This is a genomic window from Pseudomonas sp. S5D5 (genome assembly GCF_003013355.1).
Lineage (GTDB): Bacteria > Pseudomonadota > Gammaproteobacteria > Pseudomonadales > Pseudomonadaceae > Aquipseudomonas > Aquipseudomonas aylmerensis.
Map to the genome: position 1 here is coordinate 354,831 of NZ_PTEO01000001.1, position 14,319 is coordinate 369,149.

A 14,319-nucleotide genomic window follows, 5' to 3' on the forward strand; every position below is an offset into this window, starting at 1 on the left:
TCCTTAGAGCGATCAGCTCAAAAACTTCTGCAACAGGTCATTGAGAAAGAGTTGCCCGCGGTCAGTGGCCGCCAGGCGTGACGGTTCGACCTGCATTAAGCCACTTTGTTCTGCCTCGCGGCGCGCGGCGTCCAGGCTCGCCAGCTCAAGGCCGGTGCGTTCGGCGTAGAGCTTGGCGTCGACACCTTCAGTCAGGCGCAGGGCGTTCATCAGGAACTCGAACGGCAGCTCCTCATTGGTCAGTTCTTTCGCTCCGGCCTGGAAGTTTTTGGCCGGGTTGAGGTAGTCCTTCGGCGCACGGGTCTTCCAGGTGCGCACAATACGCCCGTCCGGGTGGCTGAGCTTGCCGTGGGCACCGGCGCCGATACCGATAAAGTCGCCGAAGCTCCAGTAGTTGAGGTTGTGCCGCGCCGGGCGACCTGGTTGGGCATAGGCCGAGACCTCATATTGCGCGTAACCGTGTTCGGCCAGCAGCGCCTGGCCGGCTTCCTGAATGTCCCACAGCGTGTCGTCTTCCGGCAGCGCGGGCGGCTGGTTCCAGAACACGGTGTTGGGTTCCAGGGTCAACTGGTACCAGGACAAGTGCGTCGGCTTCAGTGCGATGGCCTGGCGCAAGTCGCTCAAGGCGTCGTCCAGGGACTGATCGGGCAGCCCGTGCATCAGGTCCAGGTTGAAGTTATCAAACCCGGCCTGGCGCGCCATGCCGGCAGCGCGCACGGCTTCATCGCCATTGTGGATGCGCCCGAGCGCCTCGAGCTTTTCCTGCTGGAAGCTCTGGATGCCGATCGACAGCCGGTTGATCCCCAGCTTGCGGTAGGCCACGAACTTCTCTTGTTCGAAGGTGCCGGGGTTGGCTTCCAGGGTGATCTCGATATCGCTGGCAAACGGGATGCGTGTTTCCACGCCCTTGAGCAGGCGGCCCAGCGCGGCGGCGCTGAACAGGCTCGGCGTACCGCCGCCGAAGAAGATCGAACTCAGTTCCCTGCCATAAACGGCATGCATGTCTTGATCAAGGTCGGCCAGTAACGCGTCGACATACTCTTCTTCCGGCAGCACTGCGCTGGCGGTATGGGAGTTGAAGTCGCAATACGGGCATTTGCGTACGCACCACGGGATGTGGATATACAGCGCCAGGGGCGGCAGGTGGGGCAGGGCCGCCCGTGGTGTTTGCGCGCCACCGTGGATCAGTGGCTGCGCAGAGGTGTTCTGGGTCATTTCAGGCCCAGGCGTTGGCGCAGCAAATCCATTGCGCGGGCGCGGTGGCTGATCTGGTTCTTGTCGGCGGGGCTCAGTTCGGCGCTGGAAACATTACGCTCCGGCACCCAGAACAGGGGGTCATAGCCAAACCCGTGCTCGCCGCTGGCCGCGTGCAGGATGCGCCCGTGCCACAGGCCTTCGCAGAGGATCGGCAGCGGGTCATCGGCATGCCGAACCAGGGCCAGCACGCAGACGAACTGTGCGCCGCGCAGCGCGTCCGGCACGTCCTTGAGGGCGTCCAGCAGCTTGGCGTTGTTGGCCGCATCGCCCTTGCCGTCGGCATAGCGTGCCGAATAGATGCCAGGGGCGCCGCCGAGGAAGTCCACCGCCAGGCCCGAATCATCCGCCAGCGCCGGCAGGCCGGAGATGCGTGCGGCGTTGCGAGCCTTGAGGATGGCGTTTTCGACGAACGACAGGCCGGTCTCTTCCGGCTCGACCTGGCTGAATTCGCCAATCGAGCGCAGCTGCACGGACTCACCGAGCATGGCCTGGAGTTCTTTGAGTTTGCCGGCGTTATGGCTGGCCAATACGAGTTGGGTGAGGTTCATCATTGCGCCGGAAACAGTTCTTGGTTGAATTGGAAGCTATGAGCCTTGCCACCGGTTTCAACGTTGATGGTAAAAATCTTGACCTCTTGCTGCGGTACGGAATAAGGCGCGAGGTAATTGGTCGCGCCTTTTTCGGTGATCTGCTTGAACGTCAGCACTTCGCTCTTGCCACTCAAGTCCTTGATGGTGCCAGTCACCTGCGCCACCACGGGCGTTACGCCCTTGAATACCGAAACGTTGATCAACCCCTTGTTCTTGCTGCGTACAACGCCTACCTCCTGGGCGGTTTCCGGTTGCAGGAAACTCGAGGTAAACGTGTTGTAACGCACGGTGATATCGCCAAATTCTTTCGTGCGATTGGGGTCGATAGCGTCGGCAGCCATGGCATTGGCCCCAAGCAGTGTGGTCAGTAGAAAAATAGCCAGGCGACTCATGATCGTCCCTCTTGAAGGTGATTAGACGGCAATCTTGTGGTCCGTCAGGCCAGGACTGCTGACCCGGTAAATACCGATTTCGCCCAACAGATTGGGCCATAGCTTACTCGCCCAGCCGTGGCGGTGCTGTTGATCGACGGCAAGGCGGTTGATCACCTTGGCTTCACGCTCGCCACACAGGGCTTCGAAGTCTTCGAAGGTGCAGAAGTGAATGTTCGGCGTGTTGTACCAGGTGTAGGGCAGGAAGTCCGACACCGGCATGCGGCCTTTGGTGGCCAGGTACCAGCGGCAACGCCAGTGGCCGAAGTTGGGGAAAGTGATGATGCACTGGCGGCCTACGCGCAGCATTTCGTCGAGGATGCGGTCCGGGTAGTGCACGGCCTGCAGGGCCTGGGTCATCACCACGATGTCGAAGCTGTTGCTGGCAAAATTGCCCAGGCCCTTGTCCAGGTCCTGCTCGATCACGTTGATGCCCTTGGCCACGCACTGGGCGATGTTGTCCGGGTCGTTTTCCAGGCCGTAGCCGGTGACTTGCTTGTTGTCGCGCAGCCAGCTCAGCAGTTCGCCATCGCCGCAGCCAAGGTCGAGCACGCGGCTGCCGGCGGGGATCCAGTCTTGGATGATTTCCAGGTCGGCTCTCATGGCGTTCTCACAAAGTAATGCGGTTCATGTAATTGCCGAACGCCTGCAGGTAACGCGGGATCGGGATCAGGAAGGCGTCGTGGCCTTGCGGAGCATCGATCTCCAGGTAGCAGACGTCTTTGCGCGCAGCCATCAGCGCGTCCACCAGCTCACGGGAGCGGGCCGGCGAGAAGCGCCAGTCGGTGGTGAACGACATCACGCAGAACTTGGCCGTGGCAGCTTCGAAGGTTTTCGCCAGGTCATCGTCATGGTTGGCTGCCGGGTCGAAGTAGTCCAGGGCCTTGGTCATCAGCAGGTAGGTGTTGGCGTCGAAACGCCCGGAAAACTCCTCGCCCTGATAACGCAGGTAGCTTTCGACCTGGAACTCGACGCTGTGGAAGTCGTAGTTGAGCTTTTCACTCTTGAGGCCACGGCCGAATTTCTCGCCCATGGAGTCATCGGACAGGTAGGTGATGTGCCCGACCATCCGCGCCAGCATCAAGCCGCGCTTGGGGATTACGCCGGCTTCCTGGAACGAACCGCCGTGGAACTCGGGGTCGGTGAGGATGGCCTGGCGCGCCACTTCGTTGAAGGCGATGTTCTGGGCCGACAACTTGGGGGCCGAGGCGATTGCCAGACAGTGGCGCACGCGATCCGGGTAGGTGATGGTCCACTGCAGGGCCTGCATGCCGCCCAGGCTGCCGCCAATCACGGCGGCCCATTGGGCGATGCCCAGCAGGTCGGCGAGGCGTGCCTGGCTGTGCACCCAGTCTTCCACGGTCAGCACCGGGAAGTCGGCGCCGAACGGCTTGCCGGTTTCCGGGTTGAGGCTGCTGGGGCCGGTGGAGCCGTTGCAGCCGCCGAGGTTGTTCAGGCTGACCACAAAGAACGTGTTGGTGTCGATGGGCTTGCCGGGGCCGATGCAGCTGTCCCACCAGCCGGGCTTGCGCTCGTCGACGCTGTGGTAGCCGGCGGCATGGTGATGGCCGGACAAGGCGTGGCAGATCAGCACGGCGTTGCTCGCCGTGGCGTTCAACTGGCCGTAGGTTTCATAGATCAGGTCGTAGGCAGGCAGCGAACGGCCGCAGGCCAGGGCCAGCGGTTCGCTGAAGTGCGCCACTTGGGGCACGACCAGTCCAACAGAATCGGGGGGGAAGGCAGCTGGCATCGACCCTGCTCTCGTTTAAATGAGGCGTAAGTCTAAAGACCGCTGCACCCAGCGGCAAGCAAAGGCCTGCACCGGTAGGCAGATACAAAATGTGGGCGCCGATTTGCCTGCGATGCGGGCACCTCGGTGTTGGGATTACACCGCTGTGCTGCTATCGCAGGCACGCCAGCGCCCACATTTGTTCAGCGTCAGATCAGGCCGAACAGTTCCTTGGGCATGAACGCATAGAACGCCAGGCGTGGAATCACCCAGCTTTGCACCAGCTGGATCGCGATAAACGCGAAGATCGGCGAAATGTCCAGGCCGCCGAGGTTGGGGATCAGGCGACGGAACGGCGCCAGCACCGGCTCGGTGATCTGGTAGACCAGTTCGGCACCCGGGCTACGGCTGCCGGGAGCGACCCAGGAGAGGATCACGCTGATGATCATCGACCAGAAGATGATCTTCAAAAACAGCGAGAAGATGCCGATCAGCGCCCAAGGCAACAGCAACACAGTGAAGGCCTGGTAGCCATTGAGCATCAGGATCACCGCGAACAGCAGGATCTGCAGCAGCAGCGCCAGCACCAGCGACGACATGTCCAGGCCGAACAGGCTCGGGATCACCCGGCGCAGCGGCTTGAGCAAGGGCTGGGTGGCCTTGACCACGAACTGGCACAGCGGGTTGTAGAAGTTCGCCCGCACCAGTTGCAGGATAAAGCGCATCAGCACGATCAGCAGGTACAGGCTGCCCAGCGTCTGGATGATGAAAATGGCAGCGTCATTGATTCCGAGCATGTTTGTTTCCTATGTAGGGGACGACTATTTGCCCAGCTGCTCGGCCATCTCAGCCGAACGATGTGCCGCGGCACCCAGAGCTTTTTCGACCAGGGCTTCAAAGCCGCCGGCCTGGAACGATTCGATAGCCGCCTGGGTGGTGCCACCTGGAGACGTCACGCGACGGCGCAGCTCGGCGGCGTCAACTTCGCTGCCAACGGCCATCTTCGCGGCGCCGAGGGCGGTTTGCTCGGCCAGTTGCTCGGCGACTTCGTGGGGCAGGCCGAGTTTCACGCCAGCGGCGGTCATGGCTTCGATCAGCAGGAAGAAGTACGCCGGGCCACTGCCGGAGACGGCGGTGACGGCGTCCAGCTGTTGTTCCTGTTCCAGCCACAGGGCAATGCCCACGGCAGACAGCAACTCCTGGGCCTGGTCGCGCTGTTCGGCGCTCACTTCGGCGGTGGCGTACAGGCCGCTCACGCCCTGGCGCAGCAGCGCCGGCGTGTTGGGCATGCAGCGCACGATCGGCTGCGCGCCGAGCCAGTTGTTCATGCTGGCGCAGGTGATGCCGGCAGCGATGGACACCACCAACTGGTGTGGCTGCAGGCTCGGGCGCAGGCTTTCGCACACGGCTTTCATGGCTTGTGGCTTGACCGCCAGCACGATCACATCGACGCCGCTGATGGCCTCGGCGTTGTCGGCAAAGGTTTGAATACCGTGTTCGGCGCTGATGCGGGCACGGGTGTCTTCACCGGGGTCACTGGCGCGGATCTGCGCGGCGTCCAGGCCTTTGGCCCGCAGGCCGCCGATCAGGCTGGCCGCCATGTTGCCGGCGCCGATAAAGGCAATACGCGTGTTGCTCATGACAGGTCCTTATTCAGATGGATGTCAGCCATTTCATGGCTGGCCGTAGTCGCGGGCGCCAAACAGGGCGGTACCGATCCGCACCCAGGTGGCGCCTTGGGCGATGGCCGACTCGAGGTCGTGGCTCATGCCCATGGAAAGTGTGTCGAGCGCCAGGTTCAGGCTGGCTTGCAGCTCGCGCACGGCAGCGAACGCTGCATCTTGTGCGCTCCGATCTTCAGTCGGCTCAGGGATCGCCATCAGGCCACGTAGTTTCAGGCGCGGCAGGGCGCTGATGGCGTTGGCCAGGGCCGGCAGGTCGGCGGGCGTACAGCCGGACTTGCTGGCTTCGCCGCTGACATTGACCTGGATGCAGATATTCAGCGGTGGCAGGTCGGCCGGGCGTTGTTCGGACAGGCGTTGTGCGATTTTCAGGCGGTCCACGGAATGCACCCAAGCGAAGTTCTCGGCGATCGCGCGAGTCTTGTTCGATTGAATGGGGCCGATGAAGTGCCAACTCAAGGGCAGGTCGGTTAATTGCGCCTGTTTGCCCAGGGCTTCCTGCAGATAGTTCTCGCCGAAGTGGAGCAGGCCGGCGGCATAGGCTTCGCGCACGGCTTGCGCGGGTTTGGTCTTGCTCACGGCCAGCAGGTGGATGCTGCTTGCGTCACGTTGCACGGCGTCGGCTGCGGCGCGGATGCGCTGGCTAACCAGGCCGATGTTGTCTGCTATCGTCGACATTCAAGATGCGCCCGTGGATATGGAGTCCGCGGCATTCTACTGGAAATGGAAAGCCCTATGGATATCACTGAATTGCTCACGGCCAGCGTGCGTCGTGGCGCCTCTGACCTGCACCTGTCGGCAGGCCTTGCGCCCATGTTGCGAATCGATGGCGAGGTTTGGCCGCTGGATTGCCCGGTGCTTTCGGCCCCGCAAGTGGCAGACTTGTTGAGCCCGTTGCTGAACAAATACCAGCAAAAGGATTTCGAAACATCTCTTGAAACGGATTTCGCCTTCGCGCTGCCCGGGCTGGCGCGGTTCCGGGCGAATGTGTTCCAGCAGGATCGCGGCATGGCCGCGGTGTTTCGCACCATTCCCTGTGAAGTCCAGAGCCTGGAAGGCCTTGAGTTGGGTGAGGTGTTCCGGCGTATCGCCCAACTGCCGCGCGGCCTGGTGCTGCTGACCGGGCCAACCGGGTCCGGCAAGTCCACCACCCTGGCGGCGATGATCGACTACCTCAACCAGCACCGACGCCAGCACATCCTCACGCTGGAAGACCCGATCGAATTTATCCACACGCCGAAACTGGCGCTGATCAACCAGCGCCAGGTCCACCGCGACAGTCATAGCTTTTCCACGGCCTTGCGCTCGGCACTGCGCGAAGACCCGGATGTGATCCTGGTGGGTGAACTGCGCGACCTGGAAACCATCCGCCTCGCGCTGACGGCCGCTGAGACCGGCCACCTGGTCTTTGGCACCCTGCACACATCGTCGGCGGCAAAGACCGTGGACCGCCTTGTGGACGTGTTCCCGGCGGGGGAAAAAGCCATGGTCCGCTCGATGCTGTCGGAGTCGCTGCAGGCGGTAGTGGCCCAAGTGCTGGTCAAGAAGATCGGCGGCGGGCGGGTGGCGGCCCATGAAATCATGCTGGCCACCCCGGCCATTCGCAATTTGATCCGCGAAGACAAGGTAGCGCAGATGGTCTCGGCGATTCAGACCGGCGGGGCGTTGGGGATGAAGACGCTGGACATGAGCTTGAAGGCTTTGGTCAGCGAAGGGCTGGTCAGCCGAGAGGATGCAAGGGAGAAGGCGAGGGTGCCTGCAGATATCTAGAGAGCGCTGATATCAATGTGGGAGCAACTGTCGAGCCCGATTGAGGCTGCTAAGGCGGCATTGCGGGCATTTTCTTTGGCTGACACACCGCCTTCGCAGCCTCGCCAAGGCTCGACAACTCCCACAGGGGATAATCCGCTGTGTGATCGCAATATTCGACGCGACGCAGGTTCAATGTGGGAGCTGGCTTGCCTGCGATAGCGCACTGTCAGGCGACATCTCTGCCAATGACACACCGTCATCGCAGGCAAGCCCGCTCCCACATTTGATTGCATTTCAAACAGGAGGGCGGCTGCCGGTTGGATCTAGCGCTGCACGACGCGCAGGTTGCTGTTTTGCTCTTTAGGCAGAACGCGCTTGGCAATCACGTAGTTCTTGTCCCAGAACGGCTTTTTCAGCGTGTCGATGCTGACGGCCTTGCCACGGCGTGGTGCGTGGATGAAGCGATCGTTGCCCAGGTAGATGGCTACGTGGTTGACCTGGCGGCTCTTGAGCTTGAAGAACAACAGGTCACCCGGTTTCAGGTCCTTGCGCTCGACCTTCTGCCCGTGGCCGGCAGCCATGGCGTTGGAAGTGCGTGGCAAATCCACTGCGGCGACGTCGTTAAACGCATATTTCACCAAACCGCTGCAATCGAACCCTTTACTTGGGCTGCTGCCGCCCCAACGATAAGGTGTACCGAGCACGTTGACGGCGCGGCTGAGGACGTTGCTGCTTTGCTTGGTGTTGGCGGCAACCAGGTGTGTCGCCGATTTGCCGTGCACCGTGCTCAGTTGAGTCGGGCGGTTGACGGTCTGCTTTACCGACTTGGCCGTGCTTGGCGTGCTGTGGACTTTAGGGGTGAAACCGTTGACGTTAGGAAGTCGTTGCTCACGATTGGTGGCGTGGGCGGCCAGTGGCATTAATAGGCAGATGGTTAGCCATGTCTTGAAAAATGGTCGCATTAGGCGTGGCTCTTATGGGTTTGCGCGCAACTTTATAACAGCTTTTTGTGCTGTTCTCAGGCCGTTTGTCGACTGAACCTTGGGGTCAAATTCAGGAAAAACGCGACGAATCGCCGCAATTGTCCTACACAAGTCAGGTGGCATAAGGCTTTCAGGGCAGTGAAGATACCATTGGCCGTACGTCGGGCGCCCGTAAAAAAGTCACAAAGAAAGTGAAAAAATTTATCTATCGAAGCAAAAGAGGTACTGCATGAACACCTATCAACAGATTGGTCCGCAGCAAGATACCCACAGCAAGGTGATTGGTTACCTGCTCTGGATTTTCGGTTTTACCGGCGCGCACCGCTTCTATTACGGCAAGCCCGTGACCGGTACGATCTGGTTTTTCACCTTCGGTCTGCTGGGCATCGGCTGGCTGATCGACCTGTTCCTGATTCCGGCCATGGACCGTGAAGCGGACCTGCGTTTTACCGCCGGGCCCATCGAATACAACGTGGCGTGGATTCTGTTGGCGTTCCTTGGCGTATTCGGCGTGCACCGCATGTACCAGGGCAAATGGATCACCGGCCTGATCTACCTGCTGACCGGCGGGTTGTTCCTGGTGGGGGTGCTGTATGACTTCTGGACGTTGAATACCCAGGTCTCGATCCGCAATGCCGAGCGCAATAACGGACGATAAATTTCTTCCGCCTGGAGGAAATCAAATGTGGGAGCTGGCTTGCCTGCGATGCAGGCACCTCGGTGCAACAGGCAACCCGAGGTGATGCTATCGCAGGCAAGCCAGCTCCCACATTGACCGTGCCCACATTAGCAATGTGCTGTATCAGGCTTGGTAGCTGATCCGCCCATCCACCAAGGTGTAGCGCACCGTCGCCGGCAGGCTATGGCCGATGAACGGGCAGTTCTCGCCCTTGGACAGCCAGTGCTCACCGGCCACCGTGGAGCTGGCCGGATCAAACAGCACCAGGTCCGCCGCCGCACCCACCGCCAGCTTGCCCGCCGGCAGGCGCAGGGCCTCGGCCGGGCCGGCACTCAGGCGTGCCAGCAGGGTTGGCAGGTCCAGCAGGCCGTCTTCCACCAGGGTCATCGCTAACGGCAGCAACAGCTCTACGCTGCTGATGCCCGGCTCGGTCGCGCCAAACGGCGCCAGCTTGGCATCCCGCTCGTGGGGCTGGTGATGGCTGGAGATCGCCGAGACCACGCCGGATTTGACCGCCGCACGCAACCCTTCACGGTCGGCCAGGGTGCGCAGGGGCGGTTGTACGTGGTACAGGCTGGAGAAGTCGATCAGCGCCTCGTCCGTCAAAATCAACTGGTACAGGGCGACATCCGCCGTCACCGGCAAGCCGCGAGCCTGCGCCTGGGCGATCAGGGCCACGCCGCGAGCGCTGGTCAGCTGGCTGAAGTGTGCGCGTACGCCGCTTTGTTCCACCAGCAGCAGGTCGCGGGCCAGGGCCACGGTTTCCGCCGTTTCCGGAATGCCCGGCAGGCCGAGGAAGCTGGCGACCGCGCCTTCATGGGCCAAGCCGCCTTCCGCCAGGTCGCGGTCCTGGGAGTGGAAGATCACCGTCAGGTCGAAGGTGGCCGCGTATTCCAGGGCACGGCACAGCGTGCGGGTGCTGCGAAAGCTTTCCAGGCCGTTGCCGAAGGCCACGCAACCGGCGTCGCGCAGGGCGATCAGCTCGGCGAGTTGTTCGCCTTCCAGGCCTTTGCTCAGGGCGCCGATGGGGAACACCTTGCAATTGCCGGCTTCGCGGGCGCGGTCGAGGATCAGCTCGGTCACGGCCGAGGTGTCCAGCACGGGCTTGGTGTGTGGCGGGCAGCACAGGCTGGTCACGCCACCGGCAGCGGCGGCGCGGGTTTCGCTGGTGATGTTGCCTTTGCGGCTGTAGCCCGGTTCGCGCAGGGCGACGTTCAGGTCGACCAGCCCAGGCGCGGCCACCAGGCCTTTGGCGTCGATGGTCTCGCTGGCGGCGAAGCCTGCGGGCGCCGCGCCGAGGGCGATGATCTTGCCGGCTTCCAGATGAAGATCGGTAACTTGATCCAGGCCACTGGCCGGATCGATGACTCGGGCGCCAAGAATGCTGAGCTTCACTGGGCCTTCTCCTGCTCGAATTGACGTTGCGCGGTTTGCCCGCTCATGGCCATGGACAACACCGCCATGCGCACGGCGATGCCGTAGGTCACCTGGTTGAGAATCACCGACTGGTTGCCGTCGGCCACCGCCGACTCAATCTCCACCCCGCGGTTGATCGGGCCGGGGTGCATCACGATGGCATCCGGCTTGGCCCCGGCCAGGCGCGCGGTGGTCAGGCCGAACAGGCGGTAGAACTCGCCTTCGCTCGGCAGCAGGCCACCGGCCATGCGCTCGCGCTGCAGGCGCAACATGATCACCACATCCACGTCCTTGAGGCCTTCGGTCATGTCGGTGTAGACCTTCACGCCGTACTGCTCGATGCCGATCGGCAGCAGGGTTTTCGGCGCAATCACGCGGATATCCGGGCAACCCAGGGTTTTCAGGGCCAGCATGTTCGAGCGCGCAACCCGCGAGTGCAGGATGTCGCCGACGATGGCCACCGAGAGGTTTTCAAAGCTGCCCTTGTGCCGACGGATGGTGAGCATGTCGAGCATGCCTTGGGTCGGGTGGGCGTGACGGCCGTCGCCGCCGTTGATGATCGCGACCTGCGGGCACACGTGCTCGGCGATGAAGTGTGCGGCACCGGAGTCGCCGTGGCGGACCACGAACATGTCGGCGGCCATGGCTTCCAGGTTGCGCAGGGTGTCGAGCAGGGTCTCGCCCTTGCTCGCCGACGACGTCGACACGTTCAGCGTGATCACGTCGGCCGACAGCCGCTGGGCCGCCAGTTCAAAGGTGGTGCGGGTGCGGGTGGAGTTCTCGAAGAACACGTTGCAGATGGTCTTGCCGCGCAGCAGCGGGACCTTCTTCACCGCCCGCCCACCGACTTCGAGGAACGAGTCGGCGGTGTCGAGGATTTCGGTGAGCAGTTCGCGGGGCAAACCGTCGAGGGACAAGAAATGTTGCAACTGGCCCTGAGCATTGAGCTGCAGCGGGCGCTTGGCATCTAGAGGCGTCATCGCGGGGACTCTTTACAAGGCGGTTTAAAGGGCAAGGTCTTGCAGTTCGAGTTCGAGCGGCGTGGGACCGGACAATTTTACCCGCTGGTGGGCTGAAAGCGACAGGGTGGCGCCGACCACGTCCGGGCTGATCGGCAGTTCGCCGGCGTCCAGGTCCAGCAGGCAGACCAGGGTCACGCTGGCCGGGCGGCCATAGTCGAACAGCTCGTTCATGGCGGCGCGGATGGTGCGGCCGCTCATCAGCACGTCGTCGATCAGCACCAGGTGCTGGCCTTCGATCTCGAATGGCAGGGCCGATGGGCGCACTTGCGGGTGCAGGCCGTTCTGGCTGAAGTCGTCGCGGTAGAAGGACACATCCAGTGTGCCCAGGGGCGAATCGCTGCCCAGTGCTTCCAGCAACGCCTGGGCCACCCACACACCGCCGGTGCGAATGCCGATGAAGCGCGGTTCGCTGATGGCGCGGTGTTGCAGATGGGCCGTCAGGCTCGTCGCCATCTGGCTGATCAGTTCGGCGGGATTGGGCAGGCTCATGGTGGCTCCTTCTAGGCCTTGCGCGGCGGGGTGACGGCAAGGTCCGGGCTCAAACGTAAAAAGACGCGGCAAGCCGCGTCAGTCAGGATTCAAATAAAGCGGTGTTTTCATCCAGCCAACCCTGCAACAGCAAGGCGGCGGCGATGGCGTCCACGGGGTTGTCGCGGTAGCTGCCCTTTTGCCCGCCACGGGCCAGGCGCTCACCCTTGGCTTCGAAGGTGGTGAGGCGTTCGTCGTGGGTATAGAAGGGCAGGTTGTAGCGGCCATTGAGGCGACGCGCGAACTTCTCGGCGCGCAGGCACATGTCGCTGGGTGTGCCGTCCATGTTCAAGGGCAGGCCAACCACGACGGCGTCGGGCTTCCACTCCTTGATCAGGGCTTCGACCTGGTTCCAGTCCGGCACGCCGTTCTGGGCTTTAAGGGTGCACAGCTCGCGGGCCTGGCCGGTGATGACCTGGCCGACCGCGACGCCGATTTGTTTGGTGCCGTAGTCAAACCCGAGGATCAAGCGCAAAGCCATCAGGCGTGCCCCGCCTGGCTGGTGAGCAGGCTGAGGTTGACGCGCAGCTTGGCGGCGGCCGCCTCCAGGCGCAGTTCGCTGGCGGTGTGGAACAGGATGTCGGCGTCGAACGGGCAGGTCAGCCAGGCATTGCTGGCCAGTTCGGCTTCCAGCTGCCCGGCCTCCCACCCTGCGTAACCGAGGGTGATGACACTGTGCTCCGGGCCGACGCCGTCGGCGATGGCGAACAGTATGTCCTGGGAGGTGGACAGCGACACACCTTCCAGGTCAACCGTGGCCTGGAACTTCGGCCCGGTGGGGTGCAGCACAAAACCGCGATCCGTCTGCACCGGCCCGCCGATATAGATCGGCACGCCCTGGCAACGCGCCGGCGGGTCGATCTCGGGGCGCAGTTGCTCGAGGATATCCGCCAGGTTCAGCTCCTGCGGGCGGTTCACCACCAGCCCCATGGCACCATTGGCCGTGTGCTCGACTATATAGGTCAAGGTCTGCGCAAAGTTCGGGTCGGCCATATGGGGCATGGCGATCAGGAATTGGTGCTTGAGGTAGGTCGGGCTGACATTTTTCATGTCCGCTAGTGTGGCGGGGGAGGCGCGAACTGACAAGCTGCGGCGGGCCCTAATTGTCACGAGCGGGGCTGCTGTGGTGGGCGGGCTCACTGTGGCGAGCGGGCCTGCCCCGCGTTGGGCTGCGCAGCGGCCCTAAAATCTGACACTGCGGTTTTTCAGCAGGAACGCGATGAGAAGAGTGGGGCTGCTGCGCAGCCCAACGCGGGGCAAGCCCGCTCGCCACAATAAGCCTGTTCGCCCTATTAATCCTGCTGGCTGCCAGGGGGCGGTGTGTCAGTTACTGGACAGCCGGTCGCCCTTGGCAAATTTCCAGGTACGGATGATTTCCAGGCGGTCGACGTCATTCAGGTCGCCGGTGAACGGCGCAAAGGGCGCGGCCAGGCGCACGATGCGCTGGGCAGCCTGGTCGAGCAGCGGCTGGCCGGAGGACTCCAGCACCTGCACCTCATATAACGTGCCGTCGCGGTTGATCGACACCAACAAGCGCAAATTGCCATAAATCTGCTGGCGTCGGGCTTCATCCGGGTAGTTCAGGTTGCCGATGCGCTCGACCTTCTTGCGCCACTCGTCCTTATACCAGGCGCCCTTGTCGCGCATGGTCGACGCGGCGTTCAACCGGTAGATGCGCGGGCGCTTGGCGTAGAGCTGCTGTTCGTTGGCCAGTTCGGCTTCGAGGCTGGAGATCTGGTCGGAGAGCTGCGAGCTGTCGAACGTGGGCGCCGGCTTTACAGGCTCGGGCTGCGGCTCGGTCTTGGCCTTTTCGCGCTGGGTCGGGGCTTTTTGCGGTTTGGGCGCGACGGTGGTCACGGCGGCCTTGGGCGCAGCCTGTTTGACCTCAGGCTTGGGCGCAGGCGGTGGCGGGGTGACTTTGTTGACCTTGTTGTCCTGGAACGGCGCCACTTCGGTGGTCTTGGGCACCGCTTTCTTGTCGAGCGTGCCGCTGCCCTGCTGGTTGTCCTGGGCGAGAAAGTCAGCCTTTTCGGGCGGTTTTTCACTCTTGAACGTGGCGAGGGTGATTTCCAGGGTCTGGGTGATCTGCTTGGGTTCGACCATGGTGAACCCCACGCCGAGGATCAAGGCCAGGTGAATCAGTGCAGCGAGGAACAGGGTAAATCCGAGCCGATCAGCCGGGCGCACGCCGCTGTGGGAGAGTTCGGGGGGCAGATCGGACGGGAGTGTCATGACAAGAAAACCAACATC

Annotated in this window: 17 protein-coding genes; 2 read left to right on the forward strand and 15 right to left on the reverse strand. The window is 62.6% G+C overall.

Annotated elements, in window-relative coordinates; genetic code table 11:
- Nucleotides 1-12: 12 nt before the first annotated feature.
- The 8 genes from hemW to C9990_RS01700 all read right to left on the reverse strand — a co-directional run bounded on the left by hemW (nt 13) and on the right by C9990_RS01700 (nt 6,367).
- Nucleotides 13-1,215, reverse strand: coding sequence for a radical SAM family heme chaperone HemW (gene hemW / locus C9990_RS01660; protein ID WP_106802386.1), 1,203 nt, complete (start codon nt 1,213-1,215; stop codon nt 13-15).
- Entirely contained in the window at nt 1,212-1,808 is a 597-nt protein-coding gene (gene rdgB / locus C9990_RS01665) for an RdgB/HAM1 family non-canonical purine NTP pyrophosphatase (RefSeq protein ID WP_065902158.1), read from the reverse strand. Before rdgB ends, hemW begins: the two co-directional genes overlap by 4 nt.
- Nucleotides 1,805-2,239 carry a DUF4426 domain-containing protein gene (locus tag C9990_RS01670; RefSeq protein WP_065902156.1) on the reverse strand — a complete coding sequence of 145 codons (435 nt, stop codon included), beginning with the start codon at nt 2,237-2,239 and terminating at the stop codon, nt 1,805-1,807. The genes rdgB and C9990_RS01670 overlap by 4 nt, the downstream gene beginning before the upstream one ends.
- A gap of 21 nt (nt 2,240-2,260) precedes the next feature.
- Complete coding sequence (gene metW, locus C9990_RS01675; protein WP_016972957.1) at nt 2,261-2,881, reverse strand: methionine biosynthesis protein MetW; 621 nt, start codon at nt 2,879-2,881, stop codon at nt 2,261-2,263.
- A 7-nt stretch (nt 2,882-2,888) separates the two neighbouring features.
- A complete protein-coding gene (locus C9990_RS01680) occupies nt 2,889-4,028 on the reverse strand; it encodes a homoserine O-acetyltransferase (protein WP_065902154.1) in 1,140 nt (379 codons plus the stop codon).
- Between the two features lie 188 nt (nt 4,029-4,216).
- Nucleotides 4,217-4,804, reverse strand: a complete 588-nt coding sequence (locus C9990_RS01690) for a YggT family protein (protein ID WP_065902151.1) — start codon at nt 4,802-4,804, stop codon at nt 4,217-4,219.
- Between the two features lie 24 nt (nt 4,805-4,828).
- Nucleotides 4,829-5,647 carry a pyrroline-5-carboxylate reductase gene (proC, locus tag C9990_RS01695; protein WP_106802388.1) on the reverse strand — a complete coding sequence of 273 codons (819 nt, stop codon included), beginning with the start codon at nt 5,645-5,647 and terminating at the stop codon, nt 4,829-4,831.
- Between the two features lie 33 nt (nt 5,648-5,680).
- Nucleotides 5,681-6,367, reverse strand: coding sequence for a YggS family pyridoxal phosphate-dependent enzyme (locus C9990_RS01700; protein ID WP_106802389.1), 687 nt, complete (start codon nt 6,365-6,367; stop codon nt 5,681-5,683).
- 57 nt (nt 6,368-6,424) lie between these two features.
- Between C9990_RS01700 and C9990_RS01705 the strand changes: the two genes are divergently transcribed.
- The gene (locus tag C9990_RS01705; RefSeq protein ID WP_106802390.1) at nt 6,425-7,459 is read left to right on the forward strand and encodes a type IV pilus twitching motility protein PilT; all 1,035 of its coding nucleotides are present in this window, start codon (nt 6,425-6,427) and stop codon (nt 7,457-7,459) included.
- Between the two features lie 305 nt (nt 7,460-7,764).
- On the opposite strand, the gene C9990_RS01710 is transcribed toward C9990_RS01705, so the two are convergent.
- Entirely contained in the window at nt 7,765-8,403 is a 639-nt protein-coding gene (locus C9990_RS01710) for a C40 family peptidase (RefSeq protein ID WP_106802391.1), read from the reverse strand.
- A 250-nt stretch (nt 8,404-8,653) separates the two neighbouring features.
- Here C9990_RS01710 and C9990_RS01715 point away from each other — a divergent pair, with 250 nt between their 5' ends.
- Entirely contained in the window at nt 8,654-9,082 is a 429-nt protein-coding gene (locus C9990_RS01715; protein WP_106802392.1) for a TM2 domain-containing protein, read from the forward strand.
- A gap of 144 nt (nt 9,083-9,226) precedes the next feature.
- Here C9990_RS01715 and C9990_RS01720 read toward each other — a convergent pair whose 3' ends face one another.
- The 6 genes from C9990_RS01720 to C9990_RS01745 all read right to left on the reverse strand — a co-directional run bounded on the left by C9990_RS01720 (nt 9,227) and on the right by C9990_RS01745 (nt 14,301).
- A complete protein-coding gene (locus tag C9990_RS01720; protein ID WP_065902139.1) occupies nt 9,227-10,498 on the reverse strand; it encodes a dihydroorotase in 1,272 nt (423 codons plus the stop codon).
- Complete coding sequence (locus C9990_RS01725; protein WP_065902138.1) at nt 10,495-11,499, reverse strand: aspartate carbamoyltransferase catalytic subunit; 1,005 nt, start codon at nt 11,497-11,499, stop codon at nt 10,495-10,497. Before C9990_RS01725 ends, C9990_RS01720 begins: the two co-directional genes overlap by 4 nt.
- Before the next feature lie 24 nt (nt 11,500-11,523).
- A complete protein-coding gene (gene pyrR / locus C9990_RS01730; RefSeq protein ID WP_065902137.1) occupies nt 11,524-12,030 on the reverse strand; it encodes a bifunctional pyr operon transcriptional regulator/uracil phosphoribosyltransferase PyrR in 507 nt (168 codons plus the stop codon).
- An 82-nt stretch (nt 12,031-12,112) separates the two neighbouring features.
- Nucleotides 12,113-12,550, reverse strand: coding sequence for a Holliday junction resolvase RuvX (gene ruvX, locus C9990_RS01735; protein WP_065902131.1), 438 nt, complete (start codon nt 12,548-12,550; stop codon nt 12,113-12,115).
- Nucleotides 12,550-13,119, reverse strand: a complete 570-nt coding sequence (locus tag C9990_RS01740; RefSeq protein ID WP_065902129.1) for a YqgE/AlgH family protein — start codon at nt 13,117-13,119, stop codon at nt 12,550-12,552. Before C9990_RS01740 ends, ruvX begins: the two co-directional genes overlap by 1 nt.
- A gap of 273 nt (nt 13,120-13,392) precedes the next feature.
- A complete protein-coding gene (locus tag C9990_RS01745; RefSeq protein ID WP_065902126.1) occupies nt 13,393-14,301 on the reverse strand; it encodes an energy transducer TonB in 909 nt (302 codons plus the stop codon).
- Nucleotides 14,302-14,319: the final 18 nt, after the last annotated feature.